Below are 18727 nucleotides of genomic sequence, written 5' to 3' on the forward strand. Positions count from 1 at the left end.
CGGCATGCCGGACAATTCGTTGCGGCCCTGGAGCCGCGCAATCTGTACTTACAGCGCTTCGAGCTTGGCGTAGCTGAGCATCAGCCACTTGCTGCCTTCATCCTCGAAATTGACCTGCACCCGCGCCTGGGCGCCGGAGCCTTCGAAGTTGAGGATCGTGCCTTCGCCGAACAGCGAATGGCGTACGCGTTGGCCCAGGCTGAAGGGAGTTTCCGGCACGCCAGCTCCGGCGAAGATCGAAGAACTGCGCGTATCGAAAGAGCGGCTGACCGTATTGTTCAGGCGCACCTCGCTGATCAGCGCAGGCGGTATCTCGCGGACGAAGCGCGAGATCTTGTTGTAGGTCTCGCTGCCGTAGAGCCTTCGGGTTTCGGCGTAGGTCACGTAGAGGTGCTGCATCGCACGGGTGACGCCGACATAGGCCAGACGGCGCTCTTCTTCCAGGCGTCCGGCTTCTTCCAGGCTCATCTTGTGCGGGAACAGGCCTTCTTCCATGCCGACCAGGAACACCACGGGAAACTCCAGGCCCTTGGCACTGTGCAACGTCATCAGCTGGACGCTGTCTTCGTGGTCGCCGGCCTGCTGCTCGCCGGCCTCCAGCGAGGCGTGGTCGAGGAAGGCGGCCAACGGCGTCTGCTCGTCGTCGACGTCATCGCTGTAGTGGTCGAAGGCGCGGGCGGCCGAGACCAGTTCCTCAAGGTTTTCCACCCGCGCCTGGGCCTTCTCGCCCTTTTCGTCGCGGTGGTAGGCCAGCAGGCCGGACTGCTCGATCACCAGCTGCGCCATGTTGTGCAGCTGCATGCCCTCGACCTTCAGCGCGAGGGTGTCGACCAGCTCGACGAACGCGTTCAGCGCGCTGGCCGCGCGGCCGGACACCACCTTGGTGCCGACCGCCTGATGCACGGCCGCCCACATGGAGATATCTTCGTTGCGCGCCAGCTGCCGCAGGCATTCGACGGTCTTCTCGCCGATGCCGCGTGCCGGCACGTTGATCACCCGCTCCAGCGCCGCATCGTTGTGACGGGTCTGGATCAGGCGCAGGTAAGCCATCGCGTTCTTGATCTCGGCGCGCTCGAAGAAGCGCTGACCGCCGTAGATGCGATAGGGGATGCGCTCACGCAGCAGCGCTTCTTCGAGCACCCGCGACTGGGCGTTGGAGCGGTAGAGGATGGCGATTTCGCTGCGCGTCAGGCCGGTCTTGAGTGTCGACTCGATGGTTTCCACCACGTAGCGCGCTTCGTCATGTTCGTTGAACGCGGCGTAGAGGCTGATCGGCTCGCCTTCGCAGCCTTCGGTCCACAGCTCCTTGCCCAGACGGCCCTGGTTGTTGGCGATCAGCGCGTTGGCGGCCTTGAGGATGCAGGCCGTGGAGCGGTAGTTCTGTTCCAGGCGGATGGTTTCGGCATCCGGGAAGTCCTGGCTGAACTGGTGCAGGTTCTCGATCCGAGCGCCGCGCCAGCCATAGATCGACTGGTCGTCGTCGCCGACCACCATCAGGCTCTCGCCGCCCTTGGCAAGCAGCCGCAGCCAGGCGTACTGCACGGCGTTGGTGTCCTGGAACTCATCGACCAGGATGTGGCGGAAACGGCGCTGGTAGTGCTCCAGCAAGCCCGGATTGTCACGCCACAGGTCCAGTGCACGCAGCAGCAGTTCGGAGAAATCGATGACGCCGGCGCGGGCGCAGGCCGTTTCGTAGGCTTCGTAGATCTTCACCATGGTGGCGAGGAACAGGTCGCCGCCCGCCTGAATATGTTGCGGTCGCAGGCCCTCGTCCTTTTGGCCGTTGATCCACCACTGGGCCTGGCGCGCCGGCCAGCGCTGTTCGTCGAGGCCAAGCTCGCGGATCACCCGCTTGACCAGGCGCTGCTGGTCATCGGAATCGAGGATCTGGAAGTTCTCGGCCAGCTTGGCCTCGCGCCAGTGCGCGCGCAGCAGGCGGTGGGCCAGGCCGTGGAAGGTGCCGACCCACATGCCCTGCGGGTTGACCTTCAGCAGTTGCTCGATGCGGTGGCGCATCTCGGCGGCGGCCTTGTTGGTGAAGGTGACCGACAACACCGAATGCAGCGAGGCGCGTTCGACCTGGTGCAGCCAGGCGATGCGGTGCACCAGCACCCGGGTCTTGCCCGAGCCGGCACCGGCCAGTACCAGTTGACGGCCCAGCGGCGCGGCCACGGCCTGGCGCTGGGCATCGTTCAGGGAATTCAGGAGGAGAGAGAGATCGTCATGCATCGCGGCATTCTAACAGGGCGGCGCCTCGCCTGCCGACGCCATTCGCCGGCGTCTCTCCTCTGGTCTCAACGGTCGCCGACGGTGATTTCCAGCGTGCCGATGCCCTGTACGCCGCCGCTCAGCCGGTCGCCGGGTTCAACCGGGCCGACGCCGGCCGGGGTGCCGGTCATGATGAGGTCGCCGGGCTCGAGGACGAACAGCCGCGACAGGTAGGCGATCACTTCCGGCACGCTCCAGATCTGCGAGGCGAGGTCGCCTTCCTGACGTGTGTCGCCGTTGATGTTGAGCCAGATGCGGCCTTCTGTGGGGTGGCCGATCATCTGCGCCGGTACCAGCGCCGAGCAGGGGGCGGCGTGGTCGAAACCCTTGGCCACGGCCCACGGGCGGCCCATTTTCTTCGCTTCGGCCTGCAGGTCGCGGCGGGTCATGTCCAGGCCCACGGCGTAGCCGTAGACGTGCTCAAGCGCCTGCTCGACCGGAATGTCTGAGCCGCCGCGGCCGATCGCCACGACCAGTTCGATCTCGTGGTGGACGCTTTCGGTGGCCGGCGGGTAGGGGAATTCACTGCCGTCGGGCAGCAGGCTGTCGGGGTGCTTGGTGAAGAAGAAGGGCGGCTCGCGGTCCGGGTCGTGGCCCATTTCCCGGGCGTGGTCGGCGTAGTTGCGCCCAACGCAGTAGATGCGCCGCACCGGAAAGCGCTGGCCGCTGTTTGCGATGGCGAGGCTGGGGATGCTGGGGGTAAAGAGGTAGTCGCTCTGCTCGGACGAACTCATCGGGTGCTCCATGATTGACGGGTTGCTCGGAGCCGCCCCGCCACAGGCAGGGCGGCAAGGAAGGTGTTCAGCGCTGCTGCGGGATGCTGCCGTGCTCGTTGAGGCTGCGCAGGAAGTCAAAATCGCAGCCGTTGTCTGCCTGGGTGACGGTGTCCAAGAACAGTTTGCGATACCCGCGCCCATCCCCTTCGCGCGGCGCCGGCAGGCTGAGGGCATCGCGCCGACGGGCCAGCTCCTCGTCGCTGACCAGCAGTTCCAGGGCGCGCTCGCGCACGCTCAGACGCAGCCGATCACCACTTTCGATGAGCGCGAGCGGGCCGCCGACGGCCGCCTCCGGGGTCACGTGCAGAATGATGGTGCCGCCTGCCGTGCCGCTCATGCGGCCGTCGGAGATGCGCACCATGTCCTTCACCCCGGCGCGCGCCAGCTTGCGTGGGATCGGGATATAACCGGCTTCCGGCATGCCTGGCGCGCCCTTGGGGCCGATGTTCTTGAGCACCAGGATGTCGTCGGCGTTAACGTCGAGGTCCGGGGCGTCGATGCGCTGTGCCAGGTCTTCCAGGCCGTCGAACACCACCACGCGGCCCTCGTGCTCCATCAGCTCGGCACTGGCCGCCGATTGCTTGATGATCGCCCCGTCCGGCGCGAGGTTGCCGCGCAGGAAGGCGATGCCGCCTTGCGGGTAGATCGGGTTGTCCAGCGGGCGCACCACGTCCTGCGGGAAGGCCGCGACCGCATCGAGCTCCTCGCCCAGTGTGCGTCCGGTGACCGTCAGCGCGTCCAGGTGCAGGAACGGCCGCAGTTCGCGTAGCACGGGCGCCAGCCCGCCGGCCCTGTGCAGGTCTTCCATGTAATGCGTGCCGGACGGCTTGAGGTCGACCAGCACCGGAATGTTGCGGCCGAGCGCGTCGACCTCGTCCATGTCGATGCGGATGCCGCAACGGCCGGCGATCGCCGCCAGGTGCACGATGCCGTTGGTGGAGCCGCCAATGGCGAGCAACACCATCAGGGCGTTCTCGAACGCTTTTTTGGTGAGAATCCGATCAGGCGTCATGCCGGCCTGGATCATGGCCACCGCCTGGGTGCCGGTGCGCTCGGCGATACGGATGCGATCGGCGGTGACCGCCGGTGGCGTGGCGCCGCCGGGGAGCATCATGCCCAGCGCTTCGGTGACGCAGGCCATGGTACTGGCGGTGCCCATGACCGAGCAGGTTCCAACGCTGGCGACCAGCTGGTCGTTGACCTCGGCGATTTCCTGGGCGTCGATCTCGTCGCCGCGGTACATGCCCCAGAAGCGTCGGCAGTCGGTGCAGGCGCCTACGCGCACGCCGCGGTGCGAGCCGGTCAGCATCGAACCGCTGACCAGCTGGATGGCCGGCACGCCGGCGCTGGCGGCGCCCATCAGCTGCGCCGGGACGGTCTTGTCGCAGCCGCCGATGAGCACCACGGCATCGATCGGCAGGGCGCGGATCATCTCCTCGGTGTCCATCGACATCAGGTTGCGCAGGAACATGCTGTTGGGGTGGGCGAAGCTCTCGTGGATCGAGATGGTGGGGAAATCCACCGGCAGGCCGCCGGCGAGCATCACCCCGCGCTTGACCGCTTCGATCAGCTGCGGCGCGTTGCCGTGGCAAGGATTGAAGCCGCTGCCGGTGTTGGTGATGCCGACGATTGGCCGTTCCAGCGCATCGTCCGAATAGCCCGCGCCCTTGATGAAGGCCTTGCGCAGGAACAGCGAGAATTCCGCATCGCCATAGTTGGTCAGGCCCTTGCGCATGCCGCGGGCAGGGTTGTTGCCGGGGTTCTGGTCGTCGTTCACGGGGTGTACCTCTCGATTGTTGTTGTATGCCGAGGCGTACGGCAGGCGAGGTCTGGCCGGGCGGGAAGCCTTAGCCGGTGGGTTTGGGGGCCGGTCCCGAGCTGCTGCGCACCACCAGCTCGGTGCTGACCTCGATGGGGCCGCTGTGCGATTTGCCGGCCAGCGCTTCGAGCAGGCAGGCGCCGGCGCGTGCGCCGATCTGTTCGAGTTCGACGCGAATGGTGGTCAGTGGCGGCGACATGTGACGGGCATAGTCGAAGTCGTTGAAGCCGACCACCGAAATGTCCTCGGGGACGCGCACGCCGAATTCCCTGGCCGCCAGCAGGGCGCCGAAGGCCAAGAGATCGTTGGCGCAGATCACCGCGGTAGGACGCGTCGGGCCCTGCAAAAGGCGACGCATGGCGGCGATGCCGTCTTCCAGGGTCAGGTTGGTTTCCATCCGCCAGTGCTCGGGCAGTTCAAGGCCGACTTCGGTCAGGCGTGCGTGGGTACCGATGATCCGGTCGCCGACGCGGTCGTTGAATGCGGGTTCGCCGACGATCGTTGCAAATCGCTGGTGCCCGAGGGCGAGCAGGTGGTCGACCATTTGTCGCGCGACGGTGACGTTGTCGAAGCCGACGCTCGGACGCCTATGGTCCTGGGTCCAGGCCTGCACGCAGGGAATGCCCTTGCGCTCGATCAGCTCCCACATCTTCGGGTCATGGGTGCGGCCGACCACCATCAGCGCATCTACGCCATGCTCGAGCATGGTCTGCACTTCCTGAAGCTCGACCTGGGGGTCGAAACCGAAGCTGGCCACCAGCAGCGTGTAGCCGGCCTTGTGTACGGTCTGCTGGAAGGCCGCGAGCGGTCGCGAGAAGGTCTCGGTGGCGAGCGTCGGCACTACAGCGCCGATGGTCATGCTGCGCCGCGAGGAGAGGGTGCGGGCGGCGGCGTTGAGCACATAACCCAGCTCGTCGCAGGCGAGCTGCACGGCCTGCCGCTTGTCGTCGCTGACCGCGGCGCTGCCGTTCAGCACGCGCGACACGGTGGCGGTCGAAACCCCGGCGAGACGGGCAACGTCACGCAGGCCAGCGCCGGAAAGCAGGGAGGGAGTCGGACGGGCGGGTGAGCTCATTGGGCATCTTCGACAGGCACCGATCTGAATCGGCTGTTGACATTAGGAAAAACCGAAACTAGGTTTTTGTAAACGGTTACATCGCATTTTTGTGCAAATGTAAGCGGTTACAGAGAAGTCTCAAGGGAATCACCTGCTGCCTTCGAGGGCTCTGGAACCTGCTTTCCAGTGATGATGAAACCGGTTGCATCAGGCGCTTGCGTCCCTGTTCCACCGCCGAAAACAAGGAAAACAAGATGGCTGTCATTCGCTCCATTTCCGTCTGCGCGGCGCGCGTGCCGCTCGACCGCGTCACCTCATTCTCCAACCGCACCGTATCCGCACGTGACTACGGCCTGGTCAAGGTCACCTCCGAGGACGGCGTGACCGGCGTCGGCTTCTGCTACGTCGGCAGCGCCGGTGGCGAGCTGCTGCCGATCGCCGTGGAAAAGCTGCTGGCGCCGGTGCTGCTCGGCCGCGATTCGCTGGACGTCGAGGCACTGTGGCGGGAGATGTACCAGGAAGCCCTGCTGCAGGGCCGCGCAGGCGTCGTCATGCGCGCCATCAGCATCCTCGACACGGCCCTCTGGGACCTCAACGCGCGCAGCGCCGGCCTGCCGTTGCACCGTTATCTCGGTGCGGCCAGCGCCGACCGCGTGCCGGCCTACGCCAGTGGCGGTTACTACCTCGACGGCAAGACCCCCGAACTGCTCGGTGAGGAAATGGCTCACTACGTGTCGCTCGGCTTCAAGGCGGTGAAGATGAAGACCGGACGCCTCTCGCCCAAGGAAGAGGAGGCGCGGGTGGCGGCGGCGCGCGAGGCCATTGGCCCGGACGTCGAGTTGATGCTCGACGTCAACAACGGCTGGAGCGATGTCACCGAGGCGCTGCAGTACGTGCGCCGCTTCGAACGCTACAACCCGGCCTTCGTCGAGGAGCCGTTCCTGGTCGACGACATCGACAGCCACGCGCGCCTGGCCCGGGCCACGCCGATTCCGGTGGCTACCGGCGAGGTGGAGGTCGGCCGCTGGCGCCACAAGGAGCTGCTCGACAAGGGCGGCGCAGCCATTCTGCAGACCGATGCGGTGGTCTGCGGCGGCATCACCGAATGGCGCCGTATCGCGGCGATGGCCGCCGGTTACGGCGTGCCGATGTACCCGCACTGGTTCCACGACGTGCACGCGCCGCTGGTGGCCGCCACGCCGAACGCGCGTTACGTGGAGTTCTTCTGGGATGACCAGGTGCTCAACTTCCGCCGGCTGATCGACCGTCAGCTGGAGCAGGAGGACGGCTACATCAAGCTGCACCAGAGCCCAGGCCTGGGCTTCGATTTCGACGAGCAGGCCGTGGCGCGCTATTCGATCGCCGCCTCTGGCGGCCCGTGGCAGACCCTGCAGAAAAACCGCTGAGGGCGAAAAAAAGCTGTACCCGCTGAAGGGGTTCGCGGCGCTTGCGTCGCAGCCCTCTCGACACGTCCGGGTCGATTCGTGCCGGACGCCATAAATCCAACAAGAATGTGTGGAGTGAGCGAAATGAAGATCAACAAAAAAATATCCGCTGCCATCCTGACCGCCGCAACGGCGGTGTCCCTGTCCTTCTCCGTCCAGGCCGAATACGTTGCTGGCGAGGACGTCGCCGTGCTGCAGGGCTTCAAGCCCGGCGGTGGCAGCGACGTGCTGGCGCAGCTGGTGCAGCCTTACATCAGCAAGACGCTCGGCGTGAATTTCGTCAACGAATACATCCCGGGTGCCACCGGCGCGATCGCCTGGACCCGCCTGGCCAAGCAGTCGAAGAAGGATGGTTCGGTGATCAGCGTCACCAACACGCCGATGCTGATGACCAACTACATCATGAACGACGCGATCACCTACAACATCAAGGACCTGACCCCGATCGCCAACGTGGTCACCGACCCGGGCATCGCCGTGGTCGCCAAGGACAGCCCCATCAACACCCTCGAAGACCTGATCGCCGCGGCCAAGGAGAAGCCCGGCCGCATCACCGTCGGCAACTCCGGCATGGGCGGCGACGACTACTTCACCACCCTGATGGTGGAGAAGGCCACCGGCCTGTCGTTCAAGAAGGTGCCGTTCCAGGGCGACGGTCCCTCTGCCACCGCCGCCATGGGTAACAAGATCGACGTCAGCTTCAACAACGTCGGCACCGTCTACAGCCAGGTGCAGAGCGGCAACCTCAAGGCCCTCGCAGTGTTTTCCGAGAAGCGCATCGACAGCATGCCGGACGTGCCGACGCTCAAGGAGAAGGGCATCGATGTGGTGGCCGGTTCCTCGCGCGGCTACAGCGCACCGGCCGGCATTCCGGACGAGGCTCGCGATCAGCTCATCGCCGCATTCGAGGCGCTCAAAACCGACCAGGCATTCCTCGAAGACGCGAAGAAGCGGGCGCTGAGTATCGATATCGTCACCGGCGAAGCCTACGGCGAGATGTTCCAGCGCATGGAGAAGGAATTCCAGGGCATCTGGGAAGAAGTCAGCGCCAAGCAACAGTAAAGCGACCGCAAATGCTCCGGGAGGCGCCCCATGAATATCAACAGGTTGGTACTCGGACTCTTCGGCATTGGCATTGCCGCAGTGTTCTTCGTCAATGCCCAGGGCTATCCGAAGGCGGCGGCCGAGATGCCACTGATCTACTCGGTGACAGTAGCCCTGCTGTCCGCGGCCATGGTGTGCTCGGAGCTGCTGCGCTGGCGGGCCGCCAGCCGGCAGGCCATCGGCGAGAGCGAGGGCGAGGCTGTCGCCGAGCCGACGCTCAGGCCGCGCTATGGCGCGGCGGCTGTGGTCTTCGCACTCGCCTGCGGCTACGTCTTCGCCATCACCACACTTGGCTATCTGCTGTCGACGGCGCTGTTCATGGGGTTGGCGTTGGCGATGATCCGCACCGTATCGGTTCGCTTCGCCGTGATCGCGACGGTGGTGCTGGTGGCGATGGTCTGCGTGGTGTTCGTCCAGTTCCTCGGACTCCCCGTGCCGCTACTCCCCTTGGCGATCTCCTGATTGCCTCATTTCTTATGATTCGGCGAGGCCTTTCCAGTGGATAGTTCAATCGTCATGACAGGGCTGACCAATGTGTTCACCCTGTACAACATCGCCGCGATTCTCGGCGGCACGCTTCTCGGCCTGTTCGTCGGCGCCATGCCGGGCCTGTCGGCCACCATGGCGCTGGCGCTGCTGTTGCCACTGACCTTCAGCATGGATACCGCGACCGGCCTGAGCATGCTCGCCTCGCTCTATGTCGGCGCTTCCTACGGCGGTTCGATCGCCGCCATCCTGTTGCGCACGCCGGGTACGCCTTCAGCCGCCGCGACGGTGCTCGACGGCTTCCCGATGGCGCAGCAGGGCCAGGCGGGCAAGGCGCTGGGGATATCCCTGTTCGCTTCCTTCATCGGCGGTAGCATTAGCGGCATCGCGTTGCTGATGGCGGCACCGCTGCTTGGCAGCATCGTGGTCGAGTTCGGGCCCATCGAGCTGTTCGCCATCGCCTTGCTCGGTATCACCATCATCGGCTCGCTGGCCCAGGGCTCGGTGGTCAACGGACTGTTTTCCGGCGGTGTCGGGCTGCTGATCAGTACCGTGGGCATGGACCTGACCACCGGCACGCCGCGGATGGCCTTCGGCAACATCAACCTGTTCTCCGGCATCAGTTTCACGGTGGCGTTGATCGGGCTGTTCTCGATTCCCCAGGCGCTGTCGCTGATCGAAAACTCCAATGCTCCCGCCAAGGTCGCCAGTCGCATCACCGACCGGCTGATTCCGAAGTTTTCCGAGTTGAAGGCGCTGATGCCGAACATTCTGCGTTCCAGCGGTATCGGCGTCATCGTCGGGCTGATCCCGGGCACGGGCGGGGACACCGCCAGCTGGTTCGCCTACAACGAGGCCAAGCGTTTCGCCAAGGACAAGAGTCGTTTTGGCCAGGGCGATCCCGCCGGGGTCGCCGCGCCGGAGGCGGCGAACAACGCGGTGGTCGGCGGTGCGTTGATCCCTACCATCGCGCTGGGGATTCCCGGCAGCTCGGCCACCGCGATCCTGCTCGGTGCGCTGATGGTGCAGGGCATCCTGCCGGGGCCGAACCTGCTGACCGACTATGGCGACGTGACCTACACGCTGATTTGGGCGGTGATCTTCGCCAACGTCGGGCTGCTCGCCGTTGGCCTGATGTTCACCAAGGCCAGCGTGGCGGTCACTCGCATCCCGGACGGCTTCATCGCCTGCGCGATCATCGCGCTGTGCATTATCGGCGCCTACGCGATCAACAACAGCCTGTTCGAGGTGGGCCTGATGCTCGGCTTCGGGCTGTTCGGCTATTGGCTGGCCAAGGCCGGTGTGTCGCCAGCGCCAATGGTCATCGGGCTGATCCTCGGACCGGTGATGGAGAACAGCTTCCATCAGTCGATGCTGATCGGCAATGACGACTACCGCATCTTCCTGTCCAGCCCGATTGCGGTAGTGCTGCTGTGCATCGCCGCCTTCTCGATACTGCAGGCAACGCCGGTGTTCCGCTGGCTGCTGGCGCCTTTGCGTCGCGGCACCCAGCCGACCTGAAATCACGACCCGGCGGCCTCTGACGGCGGCCGGATAACCGAAAAAAGGAGAGAAACATGAGTCATGCCACGGGTCGCGTCTGGTCCCCGGTGATCACCCCCTTCACCGCGGAACTCGCGCCGGACAGGGAACGCTTTGTGGCGCAGTGCCGCTGGCTGCTGGACAACGACGTCGGGCTCGCCGTGTTCGGTACCAACTCCGAAGCCAACTCGCTGTCGGTGGAGGAAAAGAGCCAGCTGCTCGACGCGCTGATCGAGGGTGGCATTCCGGCCGCGCGGCTGATGCCGGGCACCGGTGCCAGCGCCCTGCCCGATGCGGTGGCGCTGACCCGCCACGCGGTCGCCCAGGGCGTGGAAGGCGTGCTCATGCTGCCGCCGTTCTACTACAAGGGCGTCTCCGACGAAGGGTTGTTCCGCTACTTCTCCGAGGTGATCGAGCGGGTCGGGGATGCGCGCCTGCGTATCTACCTCTACCACATCCCGCCGGTGTCGCAGGTGCCGCTGTCGCTGGCCCTGATCGAGCGCCTGCTCAAGGCCTATCCGAAGAACGTGGTCGGAGTGAAGGACAGCTCCGGCGACTGGAGCAACACCCAGGCGATGATCGACAACTTCGCCGCCGACGGCTTCCAGGTCTACGCCGGCAGTGAGCACTTCCTGCTGCAGACCCTGCGCGCTGGCGGTGCCGGCTGCATCAGCGCCACCGCCAACGTCAATCCGGGTCCGATCTCTGCCCTGGCGAAAGCCTGGCAAGGGGCCGATGCCGACGCCCAGCAGGCTGCGCTGACCAACACCCGCAAGCTGTTCGAGCGCTTCCCGATGATCCCCGCGCTGAAGGCCGCCGCTGCCCGTTACAGCGGCATCGAGGAGTGGGCGCAGGTGCGTCCGCCGTTGGTGGAGCTGAACGAACAGCAGCGTCAGGACCTGTTCGCCATCCTCGATGAGGCCAGCTTCGACATGCCTGGCCTGAAAGACGGCTGAAAGGAGGCGTACCGATGGAGAGGAAACGGATCGTCGCCCTGCGACGCCTGAAGGAGCCGCAGCTTCAGCGCTTGCGCGAACAGTTCGAGGTCGAGTATTTCGAGGAGCCCGAGCAGCATGCCGAGGCGGTCGCCGCCGCCCTGCGCCAGGCGCACGGGCTGATCGGCGGCAAGCTGCAGGTCACCCCGGCGATGCTCGACGAGGCGCCAGGGTTGGAAGCCATCGCCACCATTTCGGTGGGTTACGACAACTTCCCGGTGGCTGAACTCAGCCGCCGCGGCATCCTGCTGACCAACACCCCGGACGTGCTTACCGAGACCACTGCCGACACCGGCTTCATGCTGATCATGGCCAGCGCCCGGCGGCTGGTGGAGCTGGCGACCATGGTGCGCGAGGGCCGCTGGACCCAGCACGTCGGCGAGTCGCACTTCGGCAGCAACGTGCACGGCAAGACCCTCGGCCTGGTCGGGCTTGGGCGCATCGGCCGGGCCATCGCCCGTCGCGCGCTGGGCTTCAACATGCGCGTCCTTTACAGCAACGCCTCGCCCAAGCCCGAGCTGGAGACCGAGTGGGGCCTCCAGCGGCGCAGCTTCGAAGCGCTGCTGGCCGAGTCCGACTTCGTCTGCCTCACCGTGCCGCTGACCGAAGAGACCGAGCACCTGGTCGGCTACGAGCAGTGCCGGGCGATGAAGCGTTCGGCCTTCCTGGTGAACATTGCGCGGGGCAAGGTGGTCGACGAGGCCGGGCTGATCCGCGCGCTGGAAGAAGGCCTGATCGCCGGCGCCGGGCTCGACGTGTTCGAGCAGGAGCCGGTTTCGCCCGACTCGCCGCTGCTGCGCATGGACAACGTGGTGACCCTGCCGCACATCGGCTCGGCCACCCACGAGACCCGCGAAGCGATGGCCAGCTGCGCGGTGGAAAACATCTGTCAGGCCTTGCAGGGCGAACGCCCGCGCGACCTGGTCAATCCCGAGGCCTGGGCGATCCGCCAACCCCATCATCTGCAGTAGGACAAACGGACATGCCGGGTAAGTATTCGCGACGCTTGGCGTCGATCTTGAACCTGCACGATCTCGATCGTGCAGCCAAACGCCTTCTGCCACGCCCCCTCTACGGATACATCGCCAACGTGGCCGAAGACGGTCACACCGCCCGCGCCAACCGCAGCGCCTTCGACGATTACGCCTTCCTGCCGCGTGCGCTGGTCGACGTGTCTAAGGTCTCGCTCCAAACCGAGCTGTTCGGCCAGCGCTACGCATTGCCCATCGGCATTGCGCCGATGGGCATCAGTGCGCTGTCGGCCTACCGCGGCGACCTGGTGCAGGCGCAGGCGGCAGCCAAGGCCGGCATCCCGATGATCCTCAGCGGCAGCTCGCTGATCCGCATGGAAGACGTGCTCAACCAGGGCCAGACCGACTGGTTCCAGGCCTACCTGCCGGGCGATCACGCCGGGATCGAGGCGCTGATCGAGCGGGTGCGCAACGCCGGCTTCGACAAGCTGGTGATCACCGTCGACTACCCGGTGCCGCCGAACAGCGACAACAACACCCGCTCGGGCTTCTATTCGCCGCTGCGCCCCAGCCTGCGCCTGGCCTGGGATGGCCTGATACGACCGCGCTGGCTGTTCGGTACCTTCCTGCGCACTTTGGTCAACCATGGCCTGCCGCACTTCGAGAACAACTACGCGACGCGTGGCATCGCGGTGATCTCGCGCAACGTCAAGCGCGACTTCTCCGGTCGCAGCCACCTGAACTGGAGCTACCTGGAGCTGGTGCGCCGGTTGTGGCCCGGCAAGCTGGTGGTCAAGGGCATCCTCCACCCCGACGATGCACGCAAGGCACGCGACATCGGTGCCGATGCGCTGATCGTATCCAACCATGGCGGCCGCCAGCTCGACAGTACCGTCTCCGCGCTGCGCGCACTGCCGGGCGTGGTGGCGGCGGTCGGCGATCTGCCGGTGATGGTGGACAGTGGCTTCCGCCGCGGAACCGACGTGCTCAAGGCGCTGGCACTGGGCGCGCGCATGGTGTTCATCGGCCGGCCGTTCAACTACGCCGCGGCCTACGCCGGCGAAGCGGGGGTGAGCCATGCCATCGGCCTGCTCGCCGGCGAGCTGCAACGGGACATGGCGCTGCTCGGCGTTACCCGGGTCGAGGAGATCACCGAGCAGTGCCTGGTGCGCAACTGACCTGGCGCTAGAGCACGATGTGCAGCGCCCGTGAAGCGGGGTCTACACCAGGACCGTTCGAATCGTCCGCGCGAAACTGAAGCGCTGCTACGCGCGGCGCGCCGAGGCCGAGCGCAACGCCTGGCCGGCGGTTGACATCGAAGGGATTGCCCTGAGCCTGATCGCCTTGACGGCAGCCCGCCAGCGATCCGTCCTTTGGGCCTGCCCTGCGGATCGGGGCTCTGGTTGCCATCCGGCGGTGAGCCCCGGAGCCTTCAGGTCGAGGGCACCGTGTGCGGGGCCGTCGGCGCGGGTGTGCCGGTGGTCGGCAGCCAGGCGGTGCTTGCTCTAGCGGTAACGATGGGCTTTATTGAGTTAGGGGGCTAGCGTCATGCCATCATGTGCTGATGCCCCTGCCGCTTCGTGGCTGTCGGCACTGACGATAAGAACAATGGCCCAGATGACAGATCCGGTAATCGTTTCCCCGACGCGTTCGGACACCTTCGGCGAGCTGCCCCACACGGCCCTTGCACGGGACGCCGAGCGCACCCGCCTGCTGTTCAGGGGCGCGCGGGTGCCCGCCCTGCTGATGATCTTCACCGGCCTCGGCTGCGTGGTACTGCTCTGGGGCGTGTCGCCGGCTTCGCAGCTGTTCTACTGGCTGCTGTGGATCGTCGTGCTCGCCGGTCTGCGGCTGCACCAGGGACGACAGATCGAACAGGCGCCCACCGGCCGCCAGGCCGCGCCCTACTGGCGCCGTCATTTCATGCTCAACAGTATCGCCTCGGCGCTCGCCCTGGCCTATGCCTGCGTCTGGCTGGTTCCGCCGGGCGGCTTCTTCACCCAGGTGATGGTCTACGGGCTGATCGGCTCGGTGGTGCTGGCCGCGAGCATCGCTTATGCCGTCAGCCTGCCGGCCTTCTTCAGCTTTGCCGTGCCCTGCCTGCTGCCGAGCGGCTTGCTCCTGATCGCCAGCGACGTGCCGCAGCTGCGCGGCTGGGGCATGCTGGCGCTGATCGTCCTGGCGACCCTCAGCCTCATTGCCTGGCAGGTCAACCGGCTGTTCGGCGACGGGCTCGAACAGCGCCTGCAGAATGCCCAGCTGATCGATCGCCTGCGCCAGGCGGGCCGCGACGCCGAGGCGCTCAACCGGGAGCTCGGGCGAGAGGTGGAACAGCGTAGCCGGGCCGAAGCCGAGTTGCGCCAGGCATACGACGGTCTCGAACAGCGGGTCGCCGAACGCACGGCCGAGCTGGCGCAGAGCGAGGCACGGCTGAATCTGGCGCTGGAGGCCAGCGACCTCGGTCTGTGGGACTGGGACCTGGAGAAGCATGAGGTACACCGCTCGCGGCTGGGGATGATATTCGGCTTCGACCATCGTGACGCGGCGTCCGGCCTGGTTCGGCCGGAGGTCCACGTCGACGATCTCGAGCTGGTGCGCGAGGCACTAGTCGCCCATCTCAAGGGCTACACCGACATCTACGTCGTGCAGTACCGCGCACGGGGCGCCGACGGTCGCTGGCTGTGGCTCGAGGACCGCGGCCAGGCCATCGAGCGGGGGCAGGACGGGCGCGTCAGGCGGATGATCGGTACGCGCAGGGACGTCACCGCGCTGCGCCAGCAGGTCGAGCAGCAGAAGCTCGCCGCCACCGTGTTCGAGGCCGCCGGCGAGGGTATCGTCATCCTCGACGCCAGCTACCGCGTGCTGGCGGTGAACCAGGCCTGCTGCACGCTGTCGGGCTATCGCCGTGAAGAGCTGCTCGGACGCAGCGTGGCGCGGCTGGCCAGCTCCGAGACGTCGCAGCGGCAATACGCGGCGGTGCGCGAGGCGCTGGAATCCCATGACCGCTGGGAGGGCGAACTGATCGAGACACGGCGCAACGGCGAGGTCTATCCGCAGTGGGTGCAGCTACAGGTGGTGCGCAACGAGCAGGGACGCGTCGCCCATGTGGTCGGCTTCATCTCCGACCTGAGCTTGCGGCACAAGGTGGAGGAGCGGCTGCGCTACCTGACCTTCTACGACGATCTGACGGGGCTTGCCAATCGCAGCCTGCTCAAGGTGCGCCTGCAGGAGGCCTGCCAGCGGGTGCGTCAGAACGGGCGCAACCTGGCGGTGCTGTACATCGATCTCGATCGTTTCAATCTGCTCAATGAAAGCCTCGGCCACGAGATTGCCGACGAGTTGCTGGTCGAGGTTTCGCGGCGCCTGGCGCACAGCCTGTCTGAGGCCGATACCCTGGCGCGGCTGTCGGGTGACGAGTTCGTCGTATTGCTCGATACCTACGCCAGCCTGTCGAGCCTTGCCCGGCTCGGCAGCCGACTGCTGTCGCGCATCCGCAAGCCGATTACCGTGGGTGGCCATGAGCTGGTGGTCAGCGCCTCGATCGGCGTCAGTCTGATGCCGGACAACGCTCGCGAAGGCAGCGCGCTGCTGCGCCAGGCGAACATGGCCGTTCAGCATGCCAAGCATCTGGGCGGCAACACGTTGCAGTTCTTCACCGAGCGCTTGCGGGCTTCCAGCCTGGAAAGCCTGCAACTGGAGAATCAGCTGCGCAAGGCGCTCGACGAGGGGCAACTGGAATTGTTCTACCAGCCTCGGTTGTGCCTCGCCAACGACCGGCTGGAGGCGGCGGAGGCGCTGGTGCGTTGGCGTCACCCGCAACAGGGACTGATCGGCCCGGCCCAGTTCATCCCGCTGGCCGAAGCCACCGGATTGATCATCCCGCTGGGCGAGTTCGTCCTGCGCCAGGCCTGCGCCCAGGCGCGGCGCTGGCAGCAGCAGGGGCTGGCGGAACTGCGCATTTCGGTGAATCTGTCGGTCAAGCAGCTGCGCCAGGGCAATCTCGTCAGTCTGGTGCGCCAGGTGCTCGAGGAGACCGGCCTGCCCCCCGGGCTGCTGGAGCTCGAGCTCACCGAAAGCCAGATGCTCGACGACATCGAGAACGCCATCGACACCTGTCGGCTGCTGCGTGCCCTGGGCGTGAGCCTGGCGATCGACGATTTCGGCACTGGCTATTCCTCGCTCAGCTATCTCAAGCGCTTCCCGGTAGATTACGTGAAGATCGACAAATCGTTCATCGCCGAACTCGAGCAATCCGGCGAAGACGCCGCGATCATCCGGGCGATCATCGCCATGGCCCACAACCTGGAGCTGAAGGTTGTGGCCGAGGGCGTCGAGACTCAGGGGCAGATGGACTTTCTCAAGGCGCATGGGTGCGACGAGATCCAGGGCTATCTGTTGAGCCCGCCGGTGGAGCCCGAACGTTTCGTCGAGATGCTGACGTGATTCAGCCGCGCGTGGTGGCGCCGTCGAGCTCGCGCATCAGCAGGCCGTAGCGCAGGTCCACGCCCTTGGGTACCGGCAGGTAAAGCACGTGGCCATCGCCGGGCGCAACGTCGGTGCGCTCGCCGCTCTTCTTCTGCAGGCGGTCGAGGGTGAAGTTGAGGTTGCCCTGGGGCGTCATCAGCTCCAGGCGGTCGCCGACGGCGAAGCGGTTCTTGACGATCACCTCGGCGAGGCCGTCGCGGCGCTCGCCGGTCAGCTCGCCGACGAACTGCTGGCGCTCGGAGAGCGAGAAGCCGCGTTCGTAGTTCTGGTATTCGTCGTGTACGTGGCGACGCAGGAAGCCCTCGGTGTAGCCGCGGTGGGCGAGGGATTCGAGGGTGTCCATCAGCGATCGGTCGAACGGCCGGCCGGCCACCGCGTCGTCGATGGCCTTGCGGTAGACCTGGGCGGTGCGCGCCACGTAGTAGTGGCTCTTGGTGCGGCCTTCGATCTTCAGCGAATGCACGCCCATTTGCACCAGCCGCTCAACGTGCTGGATGGCGCGCAGGTCCTTGGAGTTCATGATGTAGGTGCCGTGCTCGTCCTCGCTGACCTCCATGAGTTCGTCGGGGCGGCTGACGTCTTCGAGCAGGAATAGCGCGTCGGTCGGCGCGCCGACGCCCAGGGTCGGTTTGGCCGGTTGTACCACGATGGGTTCATAGCGCTGCACGGCGTTGCCCAGTTCGTCTTCCTTCGCCTCGTGGGTCTTGTATTTCCAGCGGCAGGCGTTGGTGCAGGTGCCCTGGTTGGGGTCGCGTCGGTTGATGTAGCCCGACAGCAGGCAGCGCCCGGAGTAGGCCATGCACAGCGCGCCGTGGACGAACACCTCCAGCTCCATGCTCGGTACCTGCTCGCGAATCTGGCCGATCTCCTCCAGCGACAACTCGCGCGAAAGGATCACCCGGCTCACGCCCTGGGCCTGCCAGAACTTCACCGTCGCCCAGTTCACCGCATTGGCCTGGACCGAGAGGTGGATGGTCATTTCCGGGAAATGCTCGCGCACCAGCATGATGAGGCCTGGGTCGGACATGATCAGCGCGTCCGGACCCATGGCCACCACTGGCTCCAGGTCCTTGAGGAAGGTCCTGAGCTTGGCGTTGTGCGGCGCGATATTCACCACCACATAGAACTGCCTGCCCTGGGCATGGGCCTCGTCAATGCCCAGGCGCAGGTTGGCATGGTCGAATTCGTTGTTACGCACCCGCAGGCTGTATCGCGGCTGGCCGGCATAGACGGCATCGGCGCCATAGGCGAAGGCGTAGCGCATGGATTTGAGGGTGCCGGCGGGGGACAGGAGTTCGGTGCGTGGTAGGGATGACATGCTGCGGGCTCAAAGGCTTGTAAAAAGTGTGGGATTGTACGCTACGGTCGTGTTGCTGCTCCCGATGGCGAGTCGTTTCGAGGGTTTCGGGACTGTGGGGAATTGCCGCAGGACGCACCGGTCTCTTATTAGACGAGGGCTGCGCCTCACCGGGAGGTGCAGCCGAGAGCGAAACAGGAGGTCAGCATGCCGGACCGAGTCGTCGCCAGTGCCAACGGGTATTACGTGTTCGAGTGCCGCACCGGCGTTGCGGGCGATACACAGGTTCACTACGAGGCGCGGCAAGGAGCCCGTTGCGTCGAGCGCTTCGAGCGACTCGACGATGCCCAGCGGTACATCGAAACCGTCCATATGCGCGAAGAGGACAATTACCGCGAGTAATTCGATCCGGCCGCTAGCCATGGCTCCGGTGGTGCAGCCGAGCTTCTCGGCGCCGAGCCGTTCGCGGTCGAGACCGCTCC

General features: G+C 65.8%; 14 protein-coding genes. 9 read left to right on the forward strand and 5 right to left on the reverse strand.

All coding sequences use genetic code 11. The features are described 5' to 3' along the window. Window positions 1-48 precede the first annotated feature (48 nt). The 4 genes from uvrD to G7026_RS16090 form a co-directional block, all read right to left on the reverse strand. Window positions 49-2229, reverse strand: coding sequence for a DNA helicase II (gene uvrD, locus G7026_RS16075; protein ID WP_181071927.1), 2181 nt, complete (start codon window positions 2227-2229; stop codon window positions 49-51). 65 nt (window positions 2230-2294) lie between these two features. Beyond that, a complete protein-coding gene (locus G7026_RS16080; RefSeq protein ID WP_181071928.1) occupies window positions 2295-3002 on the reverse strand; it encodes a fumarylacetoacetate hydrolase family protein in 708 nt (235 codons plus the stop codon). A 67-nt stretch (window positions 3003-3069) separates the two neighbouring features. Next, complete coding sequence (locus tag G7026_RS16085) at window positions 3070-4779, reverse strand: IlvD/Edd family dehydratase (protein WP_181072070.1); 1710 nt, start codon at window positions 4777-4779, stop codon at window positions 3070-3072. Window positions 4780-4891: 112 nt separating this feature from the next. Next, complete coding sequence (locus G7026_RS16090) at window positions 4892-5938, reverse strand: LacI family DNA-binding transcriptional regulator (RefSeq protein WP_181071929.1); 1047 nt, start codon at window positions 5936-5938, stop codon at window positions 4892-4894. Window positions 5939-6174: 236 nt separating this feature from the next. Between G7026_RS16090 and G7026_RS16095 the strand changes: the two genes are divergently transcribed. From G7026_RS16095 to G7026_RS16130, 8 genes are all read left to right on the forward strand, one after another. Next, a complete protein-coding gene (locus tag G7026_RS16095; protein WP_181071930.1) occupies window positions 6175-7326 on the forward strand; it encodes a mandelate racemase/muconate lactonizing enzyme family protein in 1152 nt (383 codons plus the stop codon). A 123-nt stretch (window positions 7327-7449) separates the two neighbouring features. Next, on the forward strand, window positions 7450-8427 hold the full coding sequence (locus tag G7026_RS16100; protein WP_181071931.1) for a Bug family tripartite tricarboxylate transporter substrate binding protein: 978 nt from the start codon (window positions 7450-7452) through the stop codon (window positions 8425-8427). Window positions 8428-8457: 30 nt separating this feature from the next. Then, window positions 8458-8931, forward strand: a complete 474-nt coding sequence (locus tag G7026_RS16105; RefSeq protein WP_181071932.1) for a tripartite tricarboxylate transporter TctB family protein — start codon at window positions 8458-8460, stop codon at window positions 8929-8931. Window positions 8932-8967: 36 nt separating this feature from the next. After that, window positions 8968-10476 carry a tripartite tricarboxylate transporter permease gene (locus G7026_RS16110; protein ID WP_219858468.1) on the forward strand — a complete coding sequence of 503 codons (1509 nt, stop codon included), beginning with the start codon at window positions 8968-8970 and terminating at the stop codon, window positions 10474-10476. A 56-nt stretch (window positions 10477-10532) separates the two neighbouring features. Further along, the gene (locus G7026_RS16115; RefSeq protein WP_181071934.1) at window positions 10533-11453 is read left to right on the forward strand and encodes a dihydrodipicolinate synthase family protein; all 921 of its coding nucleotides are present in this window, start codon (window positions 10533-10535) and stop codon (window positions 11451-11453) included. 14 nt (window positions 11454-11467) lie between these two features. Then, window positions 11468-12463, forward strand: a complete 996-nt coding sequence (locus tag G7026_RS16120; RefSeq protein WP_181071935.1) for a 2-hydroxyacid dehydrogenase — start codon at window positions 11468-11470, stop codon at window positions 12461-12463. Window positions 12464-12510: 47 nt separating this feature from the next. Next, a complete protein-coding gene (locus G7026_RS16125) occupies window positions 12511-13641 on the forward strand; it encodes an alpha-hydroxy acid oxidase (RefSeq protein WP_258190310.1) in 1131 nt (376 codons plus the stop codon). 439 nt (window positions 13642-14080) lie between these two features. Next, window positions 14081-16906: a putative bifunctional diguanylate cyclase/phosphodiesterase gene (locus G7026_RS16130; protein WP_181072071.1), complete on the forward strand. Its 2826-nt coding sequence runs from the start codon at window positions 14081-14083 to the stop codon at window positions 16904-16906. Window position 16907: 1 nt separating this feature from the next. Here G7026_RS16130 and trhP read toward each other — a convergent pair whose 3' ends face one another. Continuing rightward, window positions 16908-18266 (reverse strand): prephenate-dependent tRNA uridine(34) hydroxylase TrhP, encoded by a 1359-nt coding sequence (gene trhP, locus G7026_RS16135; protein ID WP_181071937.1) that lies wholly within the window; start codon window positions 18264-18266, stop codon window positions 16908-16910. A gap of 186 nt (window positions 18267-18452) precedes the next feature. Between trhP and G7026_RS16140 the strand changes: the two genes are divergently transcribed. After that, on the forward strand, window positions 18453-18647 hold the full coding sequence (locus G7026_RS16140; RefSeq protein ID WP_181071938.1) for a hypothetical protein: 195 nt from the start codon (window positions 18453-18455) through the stop codon (window positions 18645-18647). The last annotated feature ends 80 nt before the right edge of the window (window positions 18648-18727 follow it).

The organism is Stutzerimonas azotifigens, assembly GCF_013522725.1.
In the GTDB taxonomy this organism is placed as follows: Bacteria; Pseudomonadota; Gammaproteobacteria; order Pseudomonadales; family Pseudomonadaceae; genus Stutzerimonas; species Stutzerimonas azotifigens_A.

Excerpts from the sequence above, each read along its gene's own strand:
- uvrD (WP_181071927.1), bottom strand. The coding sequence starts at position 2,229 with ATGCATGACGATCTCTCTCTCCTCCTGAATTCCCTGAACGATGCCCAG.
- G7026_RS16080 (WP_181071928.1), bottom strand. The coding sequence starts at position 3,002 with ATGAGTTCGTCCGAGCAGAGCGACTACCTCTTTACCCCCAGCATCCCC.
- G7026_RS16085 (WP_181072070.1), bottom strand. The coding sequence starts at position 4,779 with ATGCGCAAGGGCCTGACCAACTATGGCGATGCGGAATTCTCGCTGTTC.
- G7026_RS16090 (WP_181071929.1), bottom strand. The coding sequence starts at position 5,938 with ATGAGCTCACCCGCCCGTCCGACTCCCTCCCTGCTTTCCGGCGCTGGC.
- G7026_RS16095 (WP_181071930.1), top strand. The coding sequence starts at position 6,175 with ATGGCTGTCATTCGCTCCATTTCCGTCTGCGCGGCGCGCGTGCCGCTC.
- G7026_RS16100 (WP_181071931.1), top strand. The coding sequence starts at position 7,450 with ATGAAGATCAACAAAAAAATATCCGCTGCCATCCTGACCGCCGCAACG.
- G7026_RS16105 (WP_181071932.1), top strand. The coding sequence starts at position 8,458 with ATGAATATCAACAGGTTGGTACTCGGACTCTTCGGCATTGGCATTGCC.
- G7026_RS16115 (WP_181071934.1), top strand. The coding sequence starts at position 10,533 with ATGAGTCATGCCACGGGTCGCGTCTGGTCCCCGGTGATCACCCCCTTC.
- G7026_RS16120 (WP_181071935.1), top strand. The coding sequence starts at position 11,468 with ATGGAGAGGAAACGGATCGTCGCCCTGCGACGCCTGAAGGAGCCGCAG.
- G7026_RS16130 (WP_181072071.1), top strand. The coding sequence starts at position 14,081 with ATGACAGATCCGGTAATCGTTTCCCCGACGCGTTCGGACACCTTCGGC.
- trhP (WP_181071937.1), bottom strand. The coding sequence starts at position 18,266 with ATGTCATCCCTACCACGCACCGAACTCCTGTCCCCCGCCGGCACCCTC.
- G7026_RS16140 (WP_181071938.1), top strand. The coding sequence starts at position 18,453 with ATGCCGGACCGAGTCGTCGCCAGTGCCAACGGGTATTACGTGTTCGAG.